Below are 17,074 nucleotides of genomic sequence, written 5' to 3' on the forward strand. Positions count from 1 at the left end.
TCAAATAAAAAAACGGGCTAAAGCCCGTTTCTATTGATATTTTCAGGAATATTTAAAAACGTTTTTAATTATTCGCTATACATTTTTAATTTACAAAGTTTCCTTCAGCCAGTCGAAGAATTCTCTCTGCCATACCAATCCATTTTGAGGATGAAGTACCCAGTGATTTTCGTTCGGGAAATAAACTAATTTAGATTTCAAACCTCTTAATTTTGCTGCCTGGAAAGCTTCCTGTCCCTGCTCGTAAGGTACACGGAAATCAATTCCTCCCTGGAAGATCATGATCGGCTTGTTCCACTTTTCAACGAAATTACTTGGGTTGAATTCTGTATATGCTTTAGGAAGTGGTTTTTCCCATGGAGATCCAAGATCCCAGTTGGCAAACCACAGTTCTTCTGTTGTAAGATACCATGATTTCATATCAAATAATCCGTCGTGAGCAATGAACGTTTTGAATCTGTTTTCGTGGATTCCGGCTAACATAAATACACTATATCCTCCATAGCTTGCTCCTACTGCCGCTACTCTTTCGCCATCTACGTAAGGTAATGTTTTTGCAAAGTCTGTTGCTGCCAGATAATCTCTCATCGGCTGTCCTCCCCAGTCTTTAGAAATTTCTTCATTCCATTTTGTTCCCCATCCCGGCATTCCTCTTCTGTTTGGAGCCACTACGATATATCCGTTGGCTGCCATTAGTGAGAAATTCCATCTTGTACTGAAAAACTGTGTTAAAGCAGATTGTGGTCCTCCCTGACAATAAACCAGTGTAGGGTATTTTTTATTTGGATCAAAGTTTGGTGGATAGTGGAACCATACACCCATTTCTTTTCCGTCCGATGTTTTCACCATCTTCAGTTCAGATTTACCCTGAGCCAGTTTAGCATAAGCATCTTTGTTGGCTTCAGTCACCTGCTTCATCTCTCCGTTCTTAAGATTGACAGAGAATAATTCCGTTGCATGGTTTACGTCTGTTCTTCCTACTAAAAGTGAAGATTTATTATCGGTAAAGATTTCGTTAACGTCAAAATCTCCTTTTGTGATCTGTTGAACTTTAGCTGCTTTAGGATCTAAAGAAAAAAGCTGTTTTGTTCCTCTGAACGCTGCTGTAAAATAGATCGATTTTGAATCGCCGCTCCAGAATACATCTCCAGAAACGCTTTCATCCCAGCCAGCAGTAAGATTCGCTGTTTTTCCAGATTTCCAATCCATGATTTTTATATCATTTTTGTCAGCTTCATAACCATCTCTGGCCATACTCTGCCAGATCAGAGATTTTCCATCCGGGCTGAATTTTGGATTAACGTCATACCCTTTATTGGATTCTGTGATGTTCTTTGTGGTTCCTGACGCCAGGTCGTAAGAAAAGATATCTGTATTGGTACTTGTAGAATATTCTTTTCCGCTTTTAGGTTTGGTAACATAGAGAAGCTGTGAAGAATCCGGGCTCCAGATAAAATCTTCTGTTCCTCCGAAAGGTCTTTGTGGGGAATCCCATGTCTTACCATCCAGAAGATCCTTTGCAGATTCTACTTTATCTGTAGCATTCACGACGAATACATGGTTGTATTTACCTTCATTGAAATAATCCCAGTGTCTGTGATTAAGGTCTGTATATACCTGAGCTGTCGTTTTAGGAGTATCGGGATATTTATCTTTCCCCATTAATTTTTCAACAAGAACCTGTTTGCTGAAAGCAATCTTTTTACCATCCGGAGAGATGACGATGTTATCAGCTTCTCCAATAGTGAAAAACTCAGACCAGGTTTTACCGTTGTCTTTTGAAAGGAAAATCTTATCTCCTTCCTGTGCATAAATTCCGTTTTTATCCCACTGAATAAGGGCTTTTTTACCGAAATCTATTTTAGAAGACTGGTTGTTAAGAACATTCAGAAAGTAGTTCTCACTTTTTGTTTTTTCTGTCTTCAGATCTACCTGCCCTATTTTATAAATAAGTGAAGACTGATCCGGTGAAACTGCCTGCACTCCAACTTTTTTCAAAGTCCAAAGAATTTCAGGCGTCATTACTTGTTGTGCATTCATTAAGAGCGGAGCTGCCAGAGCCAGCAGACTGTACTTAAGTTTCATATATTGATATTCATTTTTTAATGGAATTATGGAATCGTACAGATTTCATACATTCCTTTTATTTAATTCAAAGATGGCCAAAGTTAGTACTTAAAATACCAATGAACGAAAGAATTGACAAGAAAATTCCATTTCACAAACCGGGGCCTGTCTTAAAGGAAAACACCTATTTTTTAAAGAAGGGCATTTTCCCTCTTCTTTCATTTGCTTGAAATACTGAATTTTACTTCCGCAAAATCATTAAAACCCGGTCTTTATGGTAAGTGGAAAATGAAACAGCAATTCCAAAATCATTTGATTTTGATTAATATCATTTAAAAATTTACATCATGAGTATTCCAGAAACAGTTAATTTTAAAGCTACCCAGGTAGATGCAGGTGTATCTCATCTCCGGCATATCCACAAAGATCATTTGAAATAGGGTTCGATTCAGATAACAAGAGTCGATTTTAGAGGCAGAAGCCTAGCCAAAATCATGGCTACAATCGCTGAAAACGTTCCTACCAACGCTCCTTATATCCAGACTCCACAACAGGTTCAGATCTATGAAGAATGTATTGAGTGGATTAATGATCATTATTCTTAAATAAGAAGCGGCTGTCTCAATGAGACAGCCGCTTTGTTTTGCGATATGTTTTGCTATTTATTCTCCATCTGAAAACATGGAATTGGCCAGAGAGGTCACAAAGGACAGCAGCACACTAAAAATAAGTGCCCACCAGAAACCATCTACTACCATACTGTCTATAAAATAGTCTGCAATTAAAATAATCACTGCGTTAATCACCAGAGCAAATAATCCCAGTGTGATGATCGTAAGCGGCAAACCAAAAAGTCCTAAAATAGGTTTTACAAAAATATTTAGTACCCCCAATACGATGGCAAAAATAATCGCCGAAGAAAATCCTTCGAAATGTACACCCGGAAGCACCTTAGTCAAAAGGTACGCAACGATTGCTGTAATGAACAGCCTGATAATTAAGTTCATATTATTATTTTTTAATGTTATGCTGTCTACGTTGCAAATCCTGTTCCAATTAGCCCTGAAAAAAGCTGTCAGGTCCTTTATTTACTGAACATTTTAATTTTTTAAGTTCTATTTATTTGATCCTCATCATGGTTACCAGTGAAGTCGCCACATGACTTTCTGACCCCGTACTTTCATCAAGAACATAAATTTCTGTTCTTACTACAATGATTTTTGCACCACCTTTTATCACATAAGATCTCGATATCAGGGCATCTCCCAATGCAGGACGAAGATAATTAACTTTCAGTTCAACAGTCACTACATAACAGTCGTCTTTATAATGGCTTACCGAAGCATATCCGGAAGAAACATCCACCAGCGAAGCAATCATAGCACCATTGAACATACCGGCTTTCCGGGTCATCATCTCCATTTTAGGAATTTTGATGGAGACAAAATCAGTATCTACTTCCAGTAATTCGGCGTTGTAAAATTTTAATGTTTCTGAACGGCCAAAGCTATCTGTGATGAGTTTCTTTTTTTCTGGAGTCATGAATATGTATTTTAATCCGAATGTAAATACAAAGTACATCAATGTTTTTCAAAAATGCCAGAAAAATTGAAATAAGTTTGCCTGCTACTAATCAAAATTTAAAATAGCCCCGAAAGCTTTTTAATCACACAAGGCACAAAAGTTTTTAACACTTAAGTTATTTTTGAAGTTAAATACATTGTGTGTAAGAAGTACACGGAAGTATTAAAAAAAATCCAAGATTTTATGACGACTACAGCTGAACCGGATACCATTCCACTCCTCCGGAGGGGTGGCGAAAATTCAAAAAATTTTTGACGGGGTGGTTCCCGAAAACACTTACAAAATACTAGCTTTGCACTAAACAACCATCTGTATGTCCCTGAAAAAGATTTTCACATTGATAAGCATCACTCTATGCTGCATTGTTCAAGCTCAGACATTGCACCTGTATGGCGGCTCCAATCAGGATCAGTATCTTGGATGTTTAAACTGTGATACTTTTGATAAAAATTCGATTTGGAATGCTTACAGTGATTATGGAAATGCATTCGGTTCCAAATCGATATGGAATACCCATGGAAACTATGGAAGTTCATACAGTACGTATTCTCCGTGGAGCAACTATGCTTCTTATCCACCGGCAATTGTTGATCAGGATGGAAACTTTTTCGGATATCTGACTTTAAATGCATATAAATCAGAAAGGTCAGAACTTGAACTGGCACAGATCTTATGCCAATATCATGATGCTATCAGGACGGACATCAATGGATGGTATAATAAACTGTTCAGATAAAGGGTAAATAAGAATATGTTAAAAATCTAACCACAGTTTATAAAATTCAGACGCGTTTGACTGGCAGCCAAAAGGTCACGGATTCGAATCCCGTATTCTCCATAAGAAGAAGCCCGCACCACTAAAGTTCTCTCGTTAATGTACCTATCTTGAAGCTGTAATAAGAGCAAACTAAATCGCCTGCTGATGCTATGGGCATTTAATAAAAGTTCCAGTACCACAAGGTTTGGGTACTGGAACTTTATTTTTCAATAGTTTTGAAAAAAGCTAACTAGCAAAATGGCGGAGGTGAATCCGGGCATGTTGCATTGCCACAGTAGTCATCAGCCCACTCTCTGCAACATCTGGCCGTTTGGTCCCAGTTATTGCACCCAAGAGGGGGTCTTCCACCTTTGATGGTCTTTAATTCTCCTTTGTTTAATTTTCTTAGATTTTTCATAATTGATATCATTTGATTGATAAGTAAATATCCAAAATCATTTTAAATTATACAACACTTGGTGAATTGTTTTATTAATTTTTCAACAAATTAGCGTAATTTCTCATGTCAATATTTACGAAGTAAAGCTGAAATATAGTACTCTATTGCTGCCCTTAGGAAAAGGACTAACAATAAAATAAAAGCACTAAAAAATCCCTCTGATGAGGGATCGTATCTTATGGATTTGGAATGATAGGAATGCAAAAGCAATTACAAGCCGCGTCTTCTTCTGGTCCGCAAATACCAGTAGCTTCACACATGTACTTGAATCCAGGTTTGCAAATACCTTCAGGAACGCCTCCTCCTTGAATTCCTTTTAAATTCTCTCTGGAAATTTTTTTGAAATTTTTCATGCTTAAATTTTAATTTGTTGAGCGATAAATATAAAAAATATTCTCCAAACAGGGATTTAAAACATAAGAAATAATCTAACTATTATGGTAGTGCACCCTAAAACTAAAAATGTATGATTGGATTGATTAGCTAAGTTCTACCTGAAAACCTTCTGCAAGGTTTAGCACCCCTTCTGTCAAAGCTTCAGAATGTGTGGTGAATCCTTTCAGTTTGGAAGTTTTTCCTTTTAAAACCAAATCTAAAAGCTGTTTGTCTGAAAGTTTTTTACCAAAAATGTCAAAGGTAATTTTAAAACCACAATTCTTGAAATCAGAACATCCAACAGCTGTTTTCCCTTTGATCAGATTGTGTTCTTTACATTTCGGGCATTTCGTTTCTTCCCAGGATTGAAGTTCTTTTTTTACGGAAGGTTCGCGCTTTTTCTTTTCCTTGACTTCTTCTTTCTCTTCTTCCTGCAGCATAATCACCTTTCCTTTTCCGTCTACCACTTTTCGGGTAAGCTCTGAAACCATCTGGATCAGTTCTTCTTTAAACTGATTGGCTTCGTACTCTCCTTTCTCAATTTTACGGAGTTTCTGCTCCCATTCTCCTGTAAGCTCGGGACTTTTAAGAAGTTCATCTTCTATCGTATCAATTAATTGAATTCCTGTTTGAGTAGCGATAAGGTTTTTTCTTTTCTTTTCAATATACTTCCTTTTGAAAAGGGTTTCAATGATATTGGCACGGGTAGATGGTCTTCCGATTCCGTTATTTTTCAGCAGTTCACGCAGTTCCTCGTCTTCTACCTGTTTTCCGGCTGTTTCCATTGCTCGCAGCAATGTTGCTTCAGTGTATGGCTTTGGTGGTGTGGTTTTTCCCTGGTGAATCATCGGATCGTGTGGTCCGGTTTCTCCCACAGTAAATTCAGGAATCGTCTGTTCTTCTTCTTTCTCTTTTTCTTTATCTGTAGATTCTTCTTTGGGTTCTTTTGCATAAACGGCTCTCCATCCGGGTTCGAGAACCTGTCTTCCACTTGTTTTAAATGGAATAGTCCCTACTTTTCCTTCCACCAATGTATTTGAAATTTTACATTCAGGATAAAAAACAGAAATAAAACGTTTTGCAACCAGATCATAGATCAACTTTTCCTCTCTGCTCAGATTTTGAGAAGGCGGAACTTCCGTTGGGATAATCGCATGGTGATCCGTCACTTTTGCATCATCGAAAACTGCTTTGGATTTTGGAATAGGTGCTTCCAGTAAAGGAGCAATAAGATCCTGATAAAAATGCATTTTCCGTAAAATTCCTTCTATTTTGGGATACAGACTTTCGGATAGATAAGTGGTATCAACACGTGGATAAGTCACGTGCTTTTTTTCATACAGACTCTGTATGTAATTTAAAGTGCTTTCTGCTGAGTAACCATATTTTTTGTTGGCTTCCACCTGAAGTCCGGTCAAATCAAAAAGTCTCAGATTTTTTTCTTTTCCTTCTTTAATCTCAAAAGAGACAATTTCAAAAGGATTTAATTTAAGATATTCAAGTCCTTTTTCCGCACGGTCAAGGGTTTTTAAACGGTCAATTGCGGCATTGAAAATGACGTCACGATATTTGGTCTTAAGTTCCCAATATTCTTCCGTATTAAATGCATCAATCTCCTTCTGACGCTGAACGAGCATAGCCAGTGTAGGAGTTTGCACCCTTCCGATCGAAAGAACCGCTTTGTTTCCTCCGAATTTTTTTGTGAACAGCCTGGTTGCATTGATTCCCAGCAGCCAATCTCCGATTGCTCTGGCATTTCCGGCCAGATACAGATTTTTATAATCTTCAGCAGGTTTCAGGTTCTCAAACCCTTCTTTAATCGCTTCTTCCGTTAGAGATGAAATCCATAAACGCTGAACAGGTTTGCTGCATTTGGCTTTCTGCAATACCCATCGCTGGATCAGCTCTCCTTCCTGCCCGGCATCACCACAGTTAATGACCTCATCACATTCCTCTACTAATCTTTCAATGACTTTGAACTGGTTTTCTACGCCTTTATTGGGGATTAATTTGATTCCAAAATTCTTGGGAATGATGGGCAGCAAAAATAAATTCCAGGATTTATATTGAGGACCGTAATCGTGAGGTTCTTTTAAGGTACAAAGGTGTCCGAACGTCCATGTCACGCAGTATCCGTTACCTTCCATATAGCCCTGTTTAGGCATGGTAGCACCTAATACTTTGGCGATATCTCTGGCAACACTGGGCTTTTCGGCAATACAAAGTTTCATGAATTTCGGAATTATTGAAGGGGGACAAAAGTCGGGATTTTTTTTGGATTTTGCTAATTTAGTTCAGAGCTGTTGTCCCAGAAATGAGAGCATAAAAGATGCATAAACAGGTTTGTTTAGCAATTTAATGAATGTAAATCAAGCAAATAAATTGATTCAATTCTTCCTAATAGTGTAGCGTCCGAAGCGCTTACAAGGTTTTATTTTTCAACAATGAATGAATATTAACAAAATTTAAAACAAAATAAATCACTGAAAAACAATCAATTAAATATTTAAGAAACAAAAAATATTAAAAAGTCTATTATTTTAGTGGACTAATAAAAATATATGTTCTATATTTGCAACCGTATTCAGGAAAAGAAAACAAAATGAAACAAGGATTTAAACATCAATCAATTAAGAAACAGACCATCAAAAATATGATGATGTGCAACTGTATGCCTATGCATCAGAAATCCCGTGGCTGACCTTACTTTTATATCACATATTCTAAAGGCCTTACCACGTGGTAGGGCCTTTTTTATTTTAATACACATCACACAAAAACATACACAATGAGTACTTCAAAAAACAGCTGGCTGGTGCCGGTCGCATTTATCAATATTTACGTGATCTGGGGAATTACATTCCTGGCTATTTCATTTGGTCTGACAGGATTTCCTCCTTTTATTCTTTCTGGGTTCCGCTTTCTGGCGGCAGGGCTTCTGATGATAGGCTGGCTGCTGGCTAAAGGTGAAAAAGCCAATTCTCTTGTCAACTGGAAAAAGAATGCGATTACAGGAATATTAATTCTTACCGGCGGAACAGGGCTTGTGGCCTGGGGTGAGCAGTATGTATCGGCTTCTGAAGCAGCCATTGCCATTGCAACAGGACCATTCTGGTTCATTGCTATTGATAAGAAAAACTGGAAGTATTATTTCTCGGATAAATTTATTCCGATAGGATTGATTATAGGATTCGTAGGATTGATATTATTCCTTAACGGAAGTGTTTCCAGCGCGCATCACGCAGCAACAGACGGTAAGCTCCGAATCACTGCATTTATTGTATTGGCCTTAAGTTCAGTGGCCTGGGTTCTGGGTTCTTTATATTCAAAGAAAAATCCTGCCTCGCAATCTACATTTATGAATATTGCACAGCAGCTGATCACAGCGGGTGTGGCTGCCTTTATTATTGCTTCTTTCAGAAAAGAATGGCACGGTTTTTCATTCTCCAATGTTCCGGTATCGGCATGGGCGGGTGTATTATTCCTTATATTCTTCGGATCAATCGTTGCTTATTTATCTTATATATGGCTGCTTTCTGTAAAGCCGGCGGCTTTGGTAAGCACACACACTTATATCAATCCTATTGTTACCGTATTTGCAGGCTGGATTGTAGCCGGGCAGACTATTAACGGAAGTCAGCTTTATGGATTGTCCGTTATATTACTGGGAGTACTTCTGACGAATGTAACGAAGTATTTCAGACTTTCGAAACGCTCGAAGGTGAAAATAAGAAGGCTGAAACGATTTGTCAATAAGACTGTCAGACCATATCAGCCTATTTAAAATTAAAACCAGACATTAAAAATGATAGAGATCAAAAACATTTCAAAAACATTTCATCAGAAAAAGCAGTCTTTCAAGGCACTGGATCAGGTAAGCCTGAGCATAGAAAAGGGAGATATTGTGGGGATTATCGGGTTTTCCGGAGCTGGGAAAAGTACGTTGATCCGCACCGTAAATCTTCTGGAAAGACCAGATGAAGGCCAGATCATCATCAACGGAAAGGATTTCACGCAACTGAACTCAAAACAGCTTGCGTGGGAACGTAAAAAAATCGGTATGATCTTCCAGCATTTTAATCTGCTTTCATCAAGAACTGTTTTTGACAATGTAGCACTTTCATTGGAACTTGACCATGTAAGTAAAAATGAGATTAAAAGAAAGGTCAATGAACTGCTCAAGATCGTAGGGTTGGAAGAGAAAGCCAATGATTATCCGAGAAGCCTTTCCGGCGGACAGAAACAGAGAGTAGCCATTGCAAGGGCATTAGCCAATGATCCTTATCTCCTGCTTTGTGATGAAGCAACCAGTGCGCTGGATCCGGCAACAACACAGTCGATCCTCCAGCTTTTAAGGGATATTAATCAAAGGCTTGGCATTACCATCCTTCTGATCACCCATGAAATGGAAGTTATTAAAGCAGTCTGCAATCATGTGGCTGTCATCGACAAAGGAAAATTATTAGCAAAAGGAACATTAAGCGAGATCATCTCAGATAAAGAAAATCCGGTGATCCGACAATTTATAAATTCAGATATCATGACCATTCCTCAGGAACTCAATAAAAGACTGCAGAAAGAACCGCAAGATGGTTTATTTCCGCTTGTCGAAATAGAACTCAATGAACACATCAGTGTTGAAAAACTGCTTTCAACGCTTTATGATCAATACAAAATACCTTACAGACTTCTTAAAGCCGACGTGGAATATTTGGGTGATTCAAATTTTGGAAAGCTATTGCTTCAGCTTCAGGGAGAGACTGAAGAAAACCAAAAGGCCATTTATTACTTTAACCAGAATAAAATTCAAAATACAGTAAAAGGATATGCTTAGTGATTCGGTAATTGCGCTTTTGGGAAAAGGACTTTGGGAAACGATTTATATGACCTTCGTTTCAGGATTTTTTGGATTTGTTTTAGGTCTTCCGGTTGGAATTCTGCTGTTTCTGACAAGAAAGGGACAGCTGCTGGAAAATGTGATTTATTATAGGGTAATCTCTATTCTGGTTAATATTTTCCGTTCTATTCCTTTTATCATTTTAATCGTTTGGATGATTCCTTTCACAAGGGTGATCATAGGAACATCGATAGGAATGAATGCTGCTTTGGTTCCGTTAAGTGTGGGAGCTGCCCCATTTATTGCGAGACTTGTAGAAAACAGCCTTCTTGAAGTGCCGCATGGTTTGATAGAAACTGCGAGAGCTTTGGGTGCATCTCCTTTACAGATCATCCAAAAAGTACTGCTTCCTGAAGCACTTCCCTCTTTGATCAATAATGCAGCTATTACCCTGATTACTTTGGTAGGTTATTCTGCCATGGGCGGAGCATTGGGAGCCGGCGGACTGGGACAGATCGGGTATCAATATGGTTATATCGGCTACGATGCAGTGATCATGAATGTTGTACTGGTACTTTTGGTAGCACTGGTGTTTATCATACAGTTTGCAGGAGACCGGTTAGCCAAGAAATTTGATCACAGATAAATAAAAGCATCTCAAAAGTAATTATATTAACAAAATAAGAACAGGTGGTTTCGGGCTCCTCCGCCACCTTTTAATGATAAAAATTCTAATGAAAAATCTAAACATTATAGGCCTTTTAACGGCTGGACTTCTTATATTCAATGCATGTTCCGGAAAGAAAGATGATCCGAATCATATCGTAGTAGGAATCACTTACGGCCCGGAAATGGAAATTGCTGAAGCTGCGAAAAAAGTAGCTAAGGAAAAGTATAATCTTGATGTGGAGCTGATTCCCTTCAATGATTACGTGGTTCCGAATGAAGCTCTTAACAACGGAGATATCGAAGCCAATGCTTTCCAGCATGTTCCTTATCTGAATGAGCAGTCGAAGCAGAGAGGATATAAACTGGCCGTGGTCGGAAATACTTTTGTTTACCCGATCGTAGCCTATTCGAAGAAGATCAGAAATATCAGCCAGCTTCAGAATGGAAGTACCGTTGTTATTCCAAATGATCCCACCAATGAAGGACGTTCTCTTCTGCTCCTTCAGAAAAACGGACTTTTAAAATTAAAAGAAGGTATCGGACTTCTTCCAAAAGTCACAGACATCACCGAAAATCCAAAACAGTTAAGAATTCTTGAGATCGAAGCTCCACAGCTTCCCAGAGTTCTGGATGACAAAGAAGTGGTTATTGCCATTATCAATAATAATTTCGCTTCACAGGCAGGATTAGACGCTGATAAACAGGGGGTCTTCAGCGAAGATAAAGATTCTCCCTATGTGAATGTGATCGTTGCGACTCATGACAATAAAAATTCTGAAAAAGTTAAAAACTTTGTAAAAGCCTATCAGTCTGATGCAGTGGCTAAAAAAGCTGTAGAAATCTTCAAGGGAGGTGCGGTGAAAGGATGGTAGGAGCATAAATAATAAGTTTGTTGCAGGTTTCAGGTTATGAGATCATGGTTGTACGTTGCGGTATACAAATTGTTTGTCCTGATGAGAAATTCATATCCTCAAACTCCATGTCCAGTTACTCTCATCTCCGGAATACGAAACCTGAAAGTTAACCCACTGAAGCGTTCTAACTCTAAAACACATATCCGAAATTCCAAATCCCGGAACCCGGGATCAAAAACTTATTGACTAAAATTCATTTTCTCAATTTGAGATAATAAAAAATTTACTTACTTTTGTTGTTAATCAACAAAAAGGCTTTTTATGTTCAAGAAAACCGTCATTGTAAGTTTATTCACATTTATTGCTGCTTCATATATGGCTCAGACTCATACTCAACCTGTTTATTTAGATGAATCAAAACCTGTAGAGCAACGTATTCAGGACGCTCTTTCGAGAATGACCGTGGAAGAAAAAGTGGCAATGCTTCATGCACAGTCCAAGTTCAGTTCACCCGGTGTTCCAAGACTGGGAATTCCTGAATTCTGGACAACAGACGGACCTCACGGAGTACGTCCTGAAGTGATGTGGGACGAATGGGACCAAGCCGGATGGACGAATGACTCGATCATCGCCTACCCTGCCCTGACGGCACTTTCTGCAACATGGAACAAAAAAATGTCCTGGAATTATGGAAAGGCTTTGGGCGAAGAAGCCCGATACAGAAAAAAAGATATTCTTCTGGGACCTGGTGTTAATATTTACAGAACGCCTCTTAACGGAAGAAATTTCGAATATATGGGCGAAGACCCTTACTTAACTTCAAAAATGGTCGTTCCTTACATCAAAGGGGTACAATCCAACGGAGTGGCTACTTCTGTAAAGCATTTTGCGCTCAACAATCAGGAAATGTTCCGTCATACGAGCAATGTTAATATAGACGACAGAACGCTTTACGAGATTTATCTTCCGCCTTTCAAAGCAGCAGTAACCGAAGGAGATTCCTGGACGATTATGGGTGCCTACGACATGTACAAAAACCAATACGCCAGCCAAAATCAATACCTTTTAAATGACATTCTGAAAAAAGAATGGGGTTATAAAGGTGTGGTTGTTTCTGACTGGGGAGCAGTGAATAATACAGAACAGGCGATCCACAACGGACTTGATCTTGAATTCGGAAGCTGGACCAACGGTCTTTCTGCCGGAACAAAAAATGCCTATGATAACTATTATCTGGCTAAACCTTATCTCGACCTGATCAAAGCAGGTAAAGTAGGAACACAGGAACTGGATGATAAGGTAACTAGACTTCTTCGTCTGGCTTACAAAACCACGATGAACAGAAACAAACCTTTCGGGAATATTGCTTCTGAAGAACATAAGGCAGTAGCTAAAGAAATCGGAGAAGAAGGAATTGTATTGCTGAAAAATCAGGGCAATGTACTTCCTATCGATATTAATAAAGCTAAAAAAATTGCTGTTATCGGTGAAAATGCCATCAAGATCATGACTGTTGGTGGTGGTTCTTCATCTTTAAAAGTAAAATACGAAACGCTTCCATTGGACGGAATCAAATCCAGATTTGGAAAGCAGGCTGATGTACAGTATGCAAGAGGTTATGTAGGGGATATTGGTGGAGAATATAACGGTGTGAAATCCGGACAGAATTTAAAAGACGACCGTTCAGCAGCTGAATTACTCAATGAAGCTGTAGAATTAGCCAAAAAATCCGATTACGTAATTTTCGTAGGAGGATTGAATAAAGCGGACTTCCAGGACAGTGAAGGCAACGACAGAAAAAGTTATGGGCTTCCTTACAACCAGGACAACGTGATTGCCGCATTAGCAAAAGCGAATAAAAATCTTGCTGTAGTATTAGTTTCCGGAAATGCAGTGGCTATGCCGTGGATCAAAGAAGTTCCTTCTGTTCTTCAGTCATGGTATCTTGGGTCTGAAGCCGGAAATTCTATTGCTTCTATCTTGGCAGGTGATGCAAATCCATCCGGAAAACTTCCGTTTACTTTCCCGGTAAAGCTTGAAGATAATTCAGCACACCAGTTGGGAGAATATCCCGGACAGAAAGATGAACTGGCAGCAGGAAAAGGGAAAGATCAGAAAAACCCTACCAATATTACCTACAATGAAGGTATTTTTGTAGGATACCGTTGGCATGATACCAAAAAAATCAAACCATTATTCAGTTTCGGACATGGATTAAGCTACACCACATTTGAGTTTGGAAAAGCTTTCGCTGATAAAACAGTGATATCTCAGGACGATAAGATCACCTTCACGTTGACCGTAAAAAATACGGGTAAAAAAGCAGGTGCTGAAGTCGCCCAGCTATACATCAGCGATAACAAAGCTTCTGTACCACGTCCTGCCAAGGAACTTAAAGGCTTTGAAAAGGTTTATCTAAATCCTGGTGAGCAAAAAGAAGTGACGTTCACTATTGATAAAACAGCATTAAGCTATTTTGATGCAGATAAGCATGAATGGACGGCTGAACCTGGAGATTTTGAGGCACAGATCGGGAATTCTTCTGATGCAATTAAGACGAAAGTGAAGTTTACGTTGAAGTAATTTTTATTATTATATTTTAAATATCTAAGCAGGTTCTAACGAATCTGCTTTTCTTTGTTTTATATATTCTTTTGTCTTGAAACAAAATGAACCAAAAGTTCAAGACTTTAGAACCTTATGCTAAAAATGAAATCTGTTCTCTAAAAACTCTGAACTCGTACGGTAACACTCTATGTTTAGAATCAATATTTGTCCCGCACTCAGACAACAGAGTTTTTTTAACGTTCACAGAATTCATTTTCCTGACGCTGCACTTTCTAAGGTCATTTGGAAAATTTCCTGTCGAATTAATTTCAGCATGAGTACAATCATATAAAACCTCAATAATATTTTCCGTAAATTAAAGGTATTAAATTCCAATATATACATATCATGGTACACACTGCATCATTTTTTGAAGAACTGCATTATGAAGACGGTCATAAACCTGCCATAAAAGTAATGATCAAAACGGATCTTGCCAAAGAAATAAGAATCCTATTCCGTAAAGGTCAGGAAATGAAAGAACATAAAGCTCCTTATCCTATCGTAGTACAAATACTGGAAGGAAGTATTGATTTCGGAACCGATGGACAGCGTTATGTATTAAACAAAGGAATGATGATCGTTCTGCCCGCCAATCAGGTTCATGACCTTATAGCCCTGGAAGAAAGCATGGTAAGACTGAGCCTGAATCTATTAGATCAAACATCAAGAGTGGAAAAAGTATAGCTCAAAAACCTACTGCCTGATAATATCAAATGATACTCTCAAAAAAATCCAATTATTTTCATCCACAAAAAATGCCCGGATCTCACCCGGGCACCGCATAGCAAATTTACAAGGATTAAAAAATAGATATGCTAGTTGACATTCTCAAAATAATGGATCATCCCACCTTCAGGAAGATGGTATTTGTGTGTATTGATTTCTGATGCCTCATTTCCGCTGTTTTCTAAAAAAGAATTGCTGAAAAGTGCATACGACGGCTGTTCGGCAAATTCGTTTTTCAACATCTGATGTGCTTCTACCACCGTTTTACCGTAAAGTTTTTTGAAATTCCCAATTGTATACTGTGAAAATTTTCCATAGTGTACAATGAACTTCAGCGACATGTCTATAGACATACTCAGCTCCTTACTTAATTCTTTAATTTTTTGGTTAAATGCATTCCGCATGTTCCAAAGCATCCTTGAAATACGCTCATAAGAAGGATGATTGTCGTACCTGTAAAATAAAATGGCATCGCCTTCGATCTCTGAGATTTCAAAATACTGATCATTCATATCGATCAGCGTAGATAGTAGTTGTCTTACAATATATTCCCCTGTGTAAAGTTTAGTATTGAACACAAATTCTGTAAACCCGCTGAAATCAGGAATAAGAATGATACCCTCATGTATATTTGTATTCTTCATAATAATTGAGTTTAAAAACCTGCTTCATCACCATAGACGAAGCAGGTTTCATTTTACTTTATTGCCAGCCGCCACCCACAGTTCTATACAGAGAAGTGATAGCATTTAACCTTTGTGCTTTCAGAGAAGCCAGATCCAGCTCCGCCTGAAGCTTATTGCTCTGAGCAATGATCACCTCAACATAAGTTGCTGAATTGTATTTAAATAAGATATCAGCTTTCTTTACCGCTTCGCCGGATTTCACCGCCAGTCCTTCTGCGATTTTCTGCTGTTCTTCAAGCTTCTGGATTTGCACGAGTGCGTCAGAAACCTCTCCTACAGCTTTTAATACAGACTGTTTAAAGTTGATTTCTGCCTGATCTGCAAGGACCTTAGACTGCTCATATTGTGTCTTCAGCTGCTTTCCGTTAAGAATAGGCTGCGCAATCATTCCCGCTGCCATTCCGAAAAGTGAACCGGGAACACTGAACCAATGACTTGCCTGAAATGCATTCAATCCTCCCTGAGCAGTTATATTTAGGGAAGGATACATACTCACTTTTGCTACATGGATTGCTGCTGCACTTTTTCTGACTTCAAGTTCGGCACTTTTAATATCAGGTCTGTAGCTTAAGAGTTCGGAAGGAATTCCCGCTGCAATTCTGTCTGGCGACTGTACATTATTCAGGCTCGCACTTCTTTCAATCTTATCCGGCATCGAACCTGTAAGAAGACTTAATGCATTTTCCTGAATAGCAATAGAACTTTCAATGGCAGGAACTGTTTTCAGGATCTGATCTTTCACAATTTCCTGCTGCTGTACGGCAAGAGCAGTCGTTAAGCCCAGCTCATGTTGTTTGGCTAAAAACTTCAAAGTCGTATCCGAATACTCCAGATTGGATTTTGTGATCTGCAGTTGCGTATCCAGCATCAGTAAGTTGTAGTATCCCTGCACCACTGAAGCGACCAACTGAGTTTTCACAGCCTTTGCTGCTTCCTGAGTTTTAAGATATTCTGTCAGAGCCTGCTCTTTTCTGCCTTTAATCTTCCCCCATATATCAGCTTCCCATGAGATGTTGACCGATGTGGTATAATCTTCCGTATATTTTTTTCCCGTAAACTGTCCTGCCATCATTCCATTCATACTGTTCTCCGAAGGACGGCTGATACTGGCGTTTCCTACCGTTGCGCTGATGGTGGGAACATTTCCCCACCTGCTCTGGTTATAAGCAAGGGAGGCATATTCTATCTGTTTTAATGCGACAAGAAAATCATTATTCTGTGCCATGGCTTTATCAATAAGACTGACCAAAACAGGATCTTTAAAGAAATCTCTGTAGCTGGTCTTTGCCATATTTTCCTGAGCGTCTGCAACGATGCTGTCACTCCTGAAAGCTTGAGGCATTTTCACTTCAGGCTGTTCATATTTCTGAACTTTGCATGAAACGGCTGCTCCGGAGACCAATGCGATATATGCTATATTTTTAATTGAATTCATTTTAATAATCATTT

At 38.7% G+C, this 17,074-nt stretch carries 15 protein-coding genes; 7 read left to right on the plus strand and 8 right to left on the minus strand.

The annotated features are described in order from the left end of the window. Positions 1-90: 90 nt before the first annotated feature. From IW16_RS22905 to IW16_RS22920, 3 genes are all read right to left on the minus strand, one after another. Positions 91-2,085 (minus strand): S9 family peptidase, encoded by a 1,995-nt coding sequence (locus IW16_RS22905; protein ID WP_034750272.1) that lies wholly within the window; start codon positions 2,083-2,085, stop codon positions 91-93. Between the two features lie 644 nt (positions 2,086-2,729). Then, on the minus strand, positions 2,730-3,074 hold the full coding sequence (locus tag IW16_RS22915) for a phage holin family protein (protein WP_034750277.1): 345 nt from the start codon (positions 3,072-3,074) through the stop codon (positions 2,730-2,732). A gap of 112 nt (positions 3,075-3,186) precedes the next feature. Next, a complete protein-coding gene (locus IW16_RS22920; protein ID WP_034750279.1) occupies positions 3,187-3,609 on the minus strand; it encodes a PaaI family thioesterase in 423 nt (140 codons plus the stop codon). Positions 3,610-3,964: 355 nt separating this feature from the next. Between IW16_RS22920 and IW16_RS22925 the strand changes: the two genes are divergently transcribed. After that, complete coding sequence (locus IW16_RS22925; RefSeq protein ID WP_034750281.1) at positions 3,965-4,387, plus strand: hypothetical protein; 423 nt, start codon at positions 3,965-3,967, stop codon at positions 4,385-4,387. A gap of 271 nt (positions 4,388-4,658) precedes the next feature. Here the strand turns inward: IW16_RS22925 and IW16_RS26795 are convergent, their stop codons facing one another. The 3 genes from IW16_RS26795 to IW16_RS22930 form a co-directional block, all read right to left on the minus strand. Beyond that, positions 4,659-4,826 carry a bacteriocin-like protein gene (locus IW16_RS26795; protein WP_165572031.1) on the minus strand — a complete coding sequence of 56 codons (168 nt, stop codon included), beginning with the start codon at positions 4,824-4,826 and terminating at the stop codon, positions 4,659-4,661. A 218-nt stretch (positions 4,827-5,044) separates the two neighbouring features. After that, a complete protein-coding gene (locus IW16_RS26800; RefSeq protein WP_165572032.1) occupies positions 5,045-5,221 on the minus strand; it encodes a bacteriocin-like protein in 177 nt (58 codons plus the stop codon). Between the two features lie 126 nt (positions 5,222-5,347). Next, positions 5,348-7,474 carry a type IA DNA topoisomerase gene (locus IW16_RS22930; RefSeq protein WP_034750284.1) on the minus strand — a complete coding sequence of 709 codons (2,127 nt, stop codon included), beginning with the start codon at positions 7,472-7,474 and terminating at the stop codon, positions 5,348-5,350. Positions 7,475-8,031: 557 nt separating this feature from the next. Between IW16_RS22930 and IW16_RS22935 the strand changes: the two genes are divergently transcribed. From IW16_RS22935 to IW16_RS22960, 6 genes are all read left to right on the plus strand, one after another. Next, positions 8,032-9,027 (plus strand): EamA family transporter, encoded by a 996-nt coding sequence (locus IW16_RS22935; RefSeq protein ID WP_051890658.1) that lies wholly within the window; start codon positions 8,032-8,034, stop codon positions 9,025-9,027. Between the two features lie 21 nt (positions 9,028-9,048). After that, complete coding sequence (locus tag IW16_RS22940; protein ID WP_034750287.1) at positions 9,049-10,077, plus strand: methionine ABC transporter ATP-binding protein; 1,029 nt, start codon at positions 9,049-9,051, stop codon at positions 10,075-10,077. Beyond that, the gene (gene metI / locus IW16_RS22945; protein WP_034750290.1) at positions 10,070-10,726 is read left to right on the plus strand and encodes a methionine ABC transporter permease MetI; all 657 of its coding nucleotides are present in this window, start codon (positions 10,070-10,072) and stop codon (positions 10,724-10,726) included. The genes IW16_RS22940 and metI overlap by 8 nt, the downstream gene beginning before the upstream one ends. A gap of 88 nt (positions 10,727-10,814) precedes the next feature. Beyond that, positions 10,815-11,621, plus strand: a complete 807-nt coding sequence (gene metQ, locus IW16_RS22950; protein WP_034750292.1) for a methionine ABC transporter substrate-binding lipoprotein MetQ — start codon at positions 10,815-10,817, stop codon at positions 11,619-11,621. A gap of 303 nt (positions 11,622-11,924) precedes the next feature. Then, a complete protein-coding gene (locus tag IW16_RS22955; protein WP_034750295.1) occupies positions 11,925-14,186 on the plus strand; it encodes a glycoside hydrolase family 3 C-terminal domain-containing protein in 2,262 nt (753 codons plus the stop codon). Between the two features lie 372 nt (positions 14,187-14,558). Beyond that, positions 14,559-14,897, plus strand: coding sequence for a cupin domain-containing protein (locus IW16_RS22960; RefSeq protein ID WP_034750297.1), 339 nt, complete (start codon positions 14,559-14,561; stop codon positions 14,895-14,897). Positions 14,898-15,028: 131 nt separating this feature from the next. Here the strand turns inward: IW16_RS22960 and IW16_RS22965 are convergent, their stop codons facing one another. Together IW16_RS22965 and IW16_RS22970 are read right to left on the minus strand one after the other, a co-directional pair. Further along, entirely contained in the window at positions 15,029-15,583 is a 555-nt protein-coding gene (locus IW16_RS22965; protein ID WP_034750300.1) for a DUF2652 domain-containing protein, read from the minus strand. A 58-nt stretch (positions 15,584-15,641) separates the two neighbouring features. Beyond that, on the minus strand, positions 15,642-17,060 hold the full coding sequence (locus IW16_RS22970; RefSeq protein ID WP_034751302.1) for an efflux transporter outer membrane subunit: 1,419 nt from the start codon (positions 17,058-17,060) through the stop codon (positions 15,642-15,644). Between the last annotated feature and the right edge of the window lie 14 nt (positions 17,061-17,074).

Source organism: Chryseobacterium vrystaatense, assembly GCF_000737765.1.
Lineage (GTDB): Bacteria > Bacteroidota > Bacteroidia > Flavobacteriales > Weeksellaceae > Chryseobacterium > Chryseobacterium vrystaatense.

What these genes read in the sequence shown, in the direction of transcription:
- IW16_RS22905 (WP_034750272.1), bottom strand. Translation starts at nt 2,085, where the DNA reads ATGAAACTTAAGTACAGTCTGCTGGCTCTGGCAGCTCCGCTCTTAATG.
- IW16_RS22915 (WP_034750277.1), bottom strand. Translation starts at nt 3,074, where the DNA reads ATGAACTTAATTATCAGGCTGTTCATTACAGCAATCGTTGCGTACCTT.
- IW16_RS22920 (WP_034750279.1), bottom strand. Translation starts at nt 3,609, where the DNA reads ATGACTCCAGAAAAAAAGAAACTCATCACAGATAGCTTTGGCCGTTCA.
- IW16_RS22925 (WP_034750281.1), top strand. Translation starts at nt 3,965, where the DNA reads ATGTCCCTGAAAAAGATTTTCACATTGATAAGCATCACTCTATGCTGC.
- IW16_RS26795 (WP_165572031.1), bottom strand. Translation starts at nt 4,826, where the DNA reads ATGAAAAATCTAAGAAAATTAAACAAAGGAGAATTAAAGACCATCAAA.
- IW16_RS26800 (WP_165572032.1), bottom strand. Translation starts at nt 5,221, where the DNA reads ATGAAAAATTTCAAAAAAATTTCCAGAGAGAATTTAAAAGGAATTCAA.
- IW16_RS22930 (WP_034750284.1), bottom strand. Translation starts at nt 7,474, where the DNA reads ATGAAACTTTGTATTGCCGAAAAGCCCAGTGTTGCCAGAGATATCGCC.
- IW16_RS22935 (WP_051890658.1), top strand. Translation starts at nt 8,032, where the DNA reads ATGAGTACTTCAAAAAACAGCTGGCTGGTGCCGGTCGCATTTATCAAT.
- IW16_RS22940 (WP_034750287.1), top strand. Translation starts at nt 9,049, where the DNA reads ATGATAGAGATCAAAAACATTTCAAAAACATTTCATCAGAAAAAGCAG.
- metI (WP_034750290.1), top strand. Translation starts at nt 10,070, where the DNA reads ATGCTTAGTGATTCGGTAATTGCGCTTTTGGGAAAAGGACTTTGGGAA.
- metQ (WP_034750292.1), top strand. Translation starts at nt 10,815, where the DNA reads ATGAAAAATCTAAACATTATAGGCCTTTTAACGGCTGGACTTCTTATA.
- IW16_RS22955 (WP_034750295.1), top strand. Translation starts at nt 11,925, where the DNA reads ATGTTCAAGAAAACCGTCATTGTAAGTTTATTCACATTTATTGCTGCT.
- IW16_RS22960 (WP_034750297.1), top strand. Translation starts at nt 14,559, where the DNA reads ATGGTACACACTGCATCATTTTTTGAAGAACTGCATTATGAAGACGGT.
- IW16_RS22965 (WP_034750300.1), bottom strand. Translation starts at nt 15,583, where the DNA reads ATGAAGAATACAAATATACATGAGGGTATCATTCTTATTCCTGATTTC.
- IW16_RS22970 (WP_034751302.1), bottom strand. Translation starts at nt 17,060, where the DNA reads ATGAATTCAATTAAAAATATAGCATATATCGCATTGGTCTCCGGAGCA.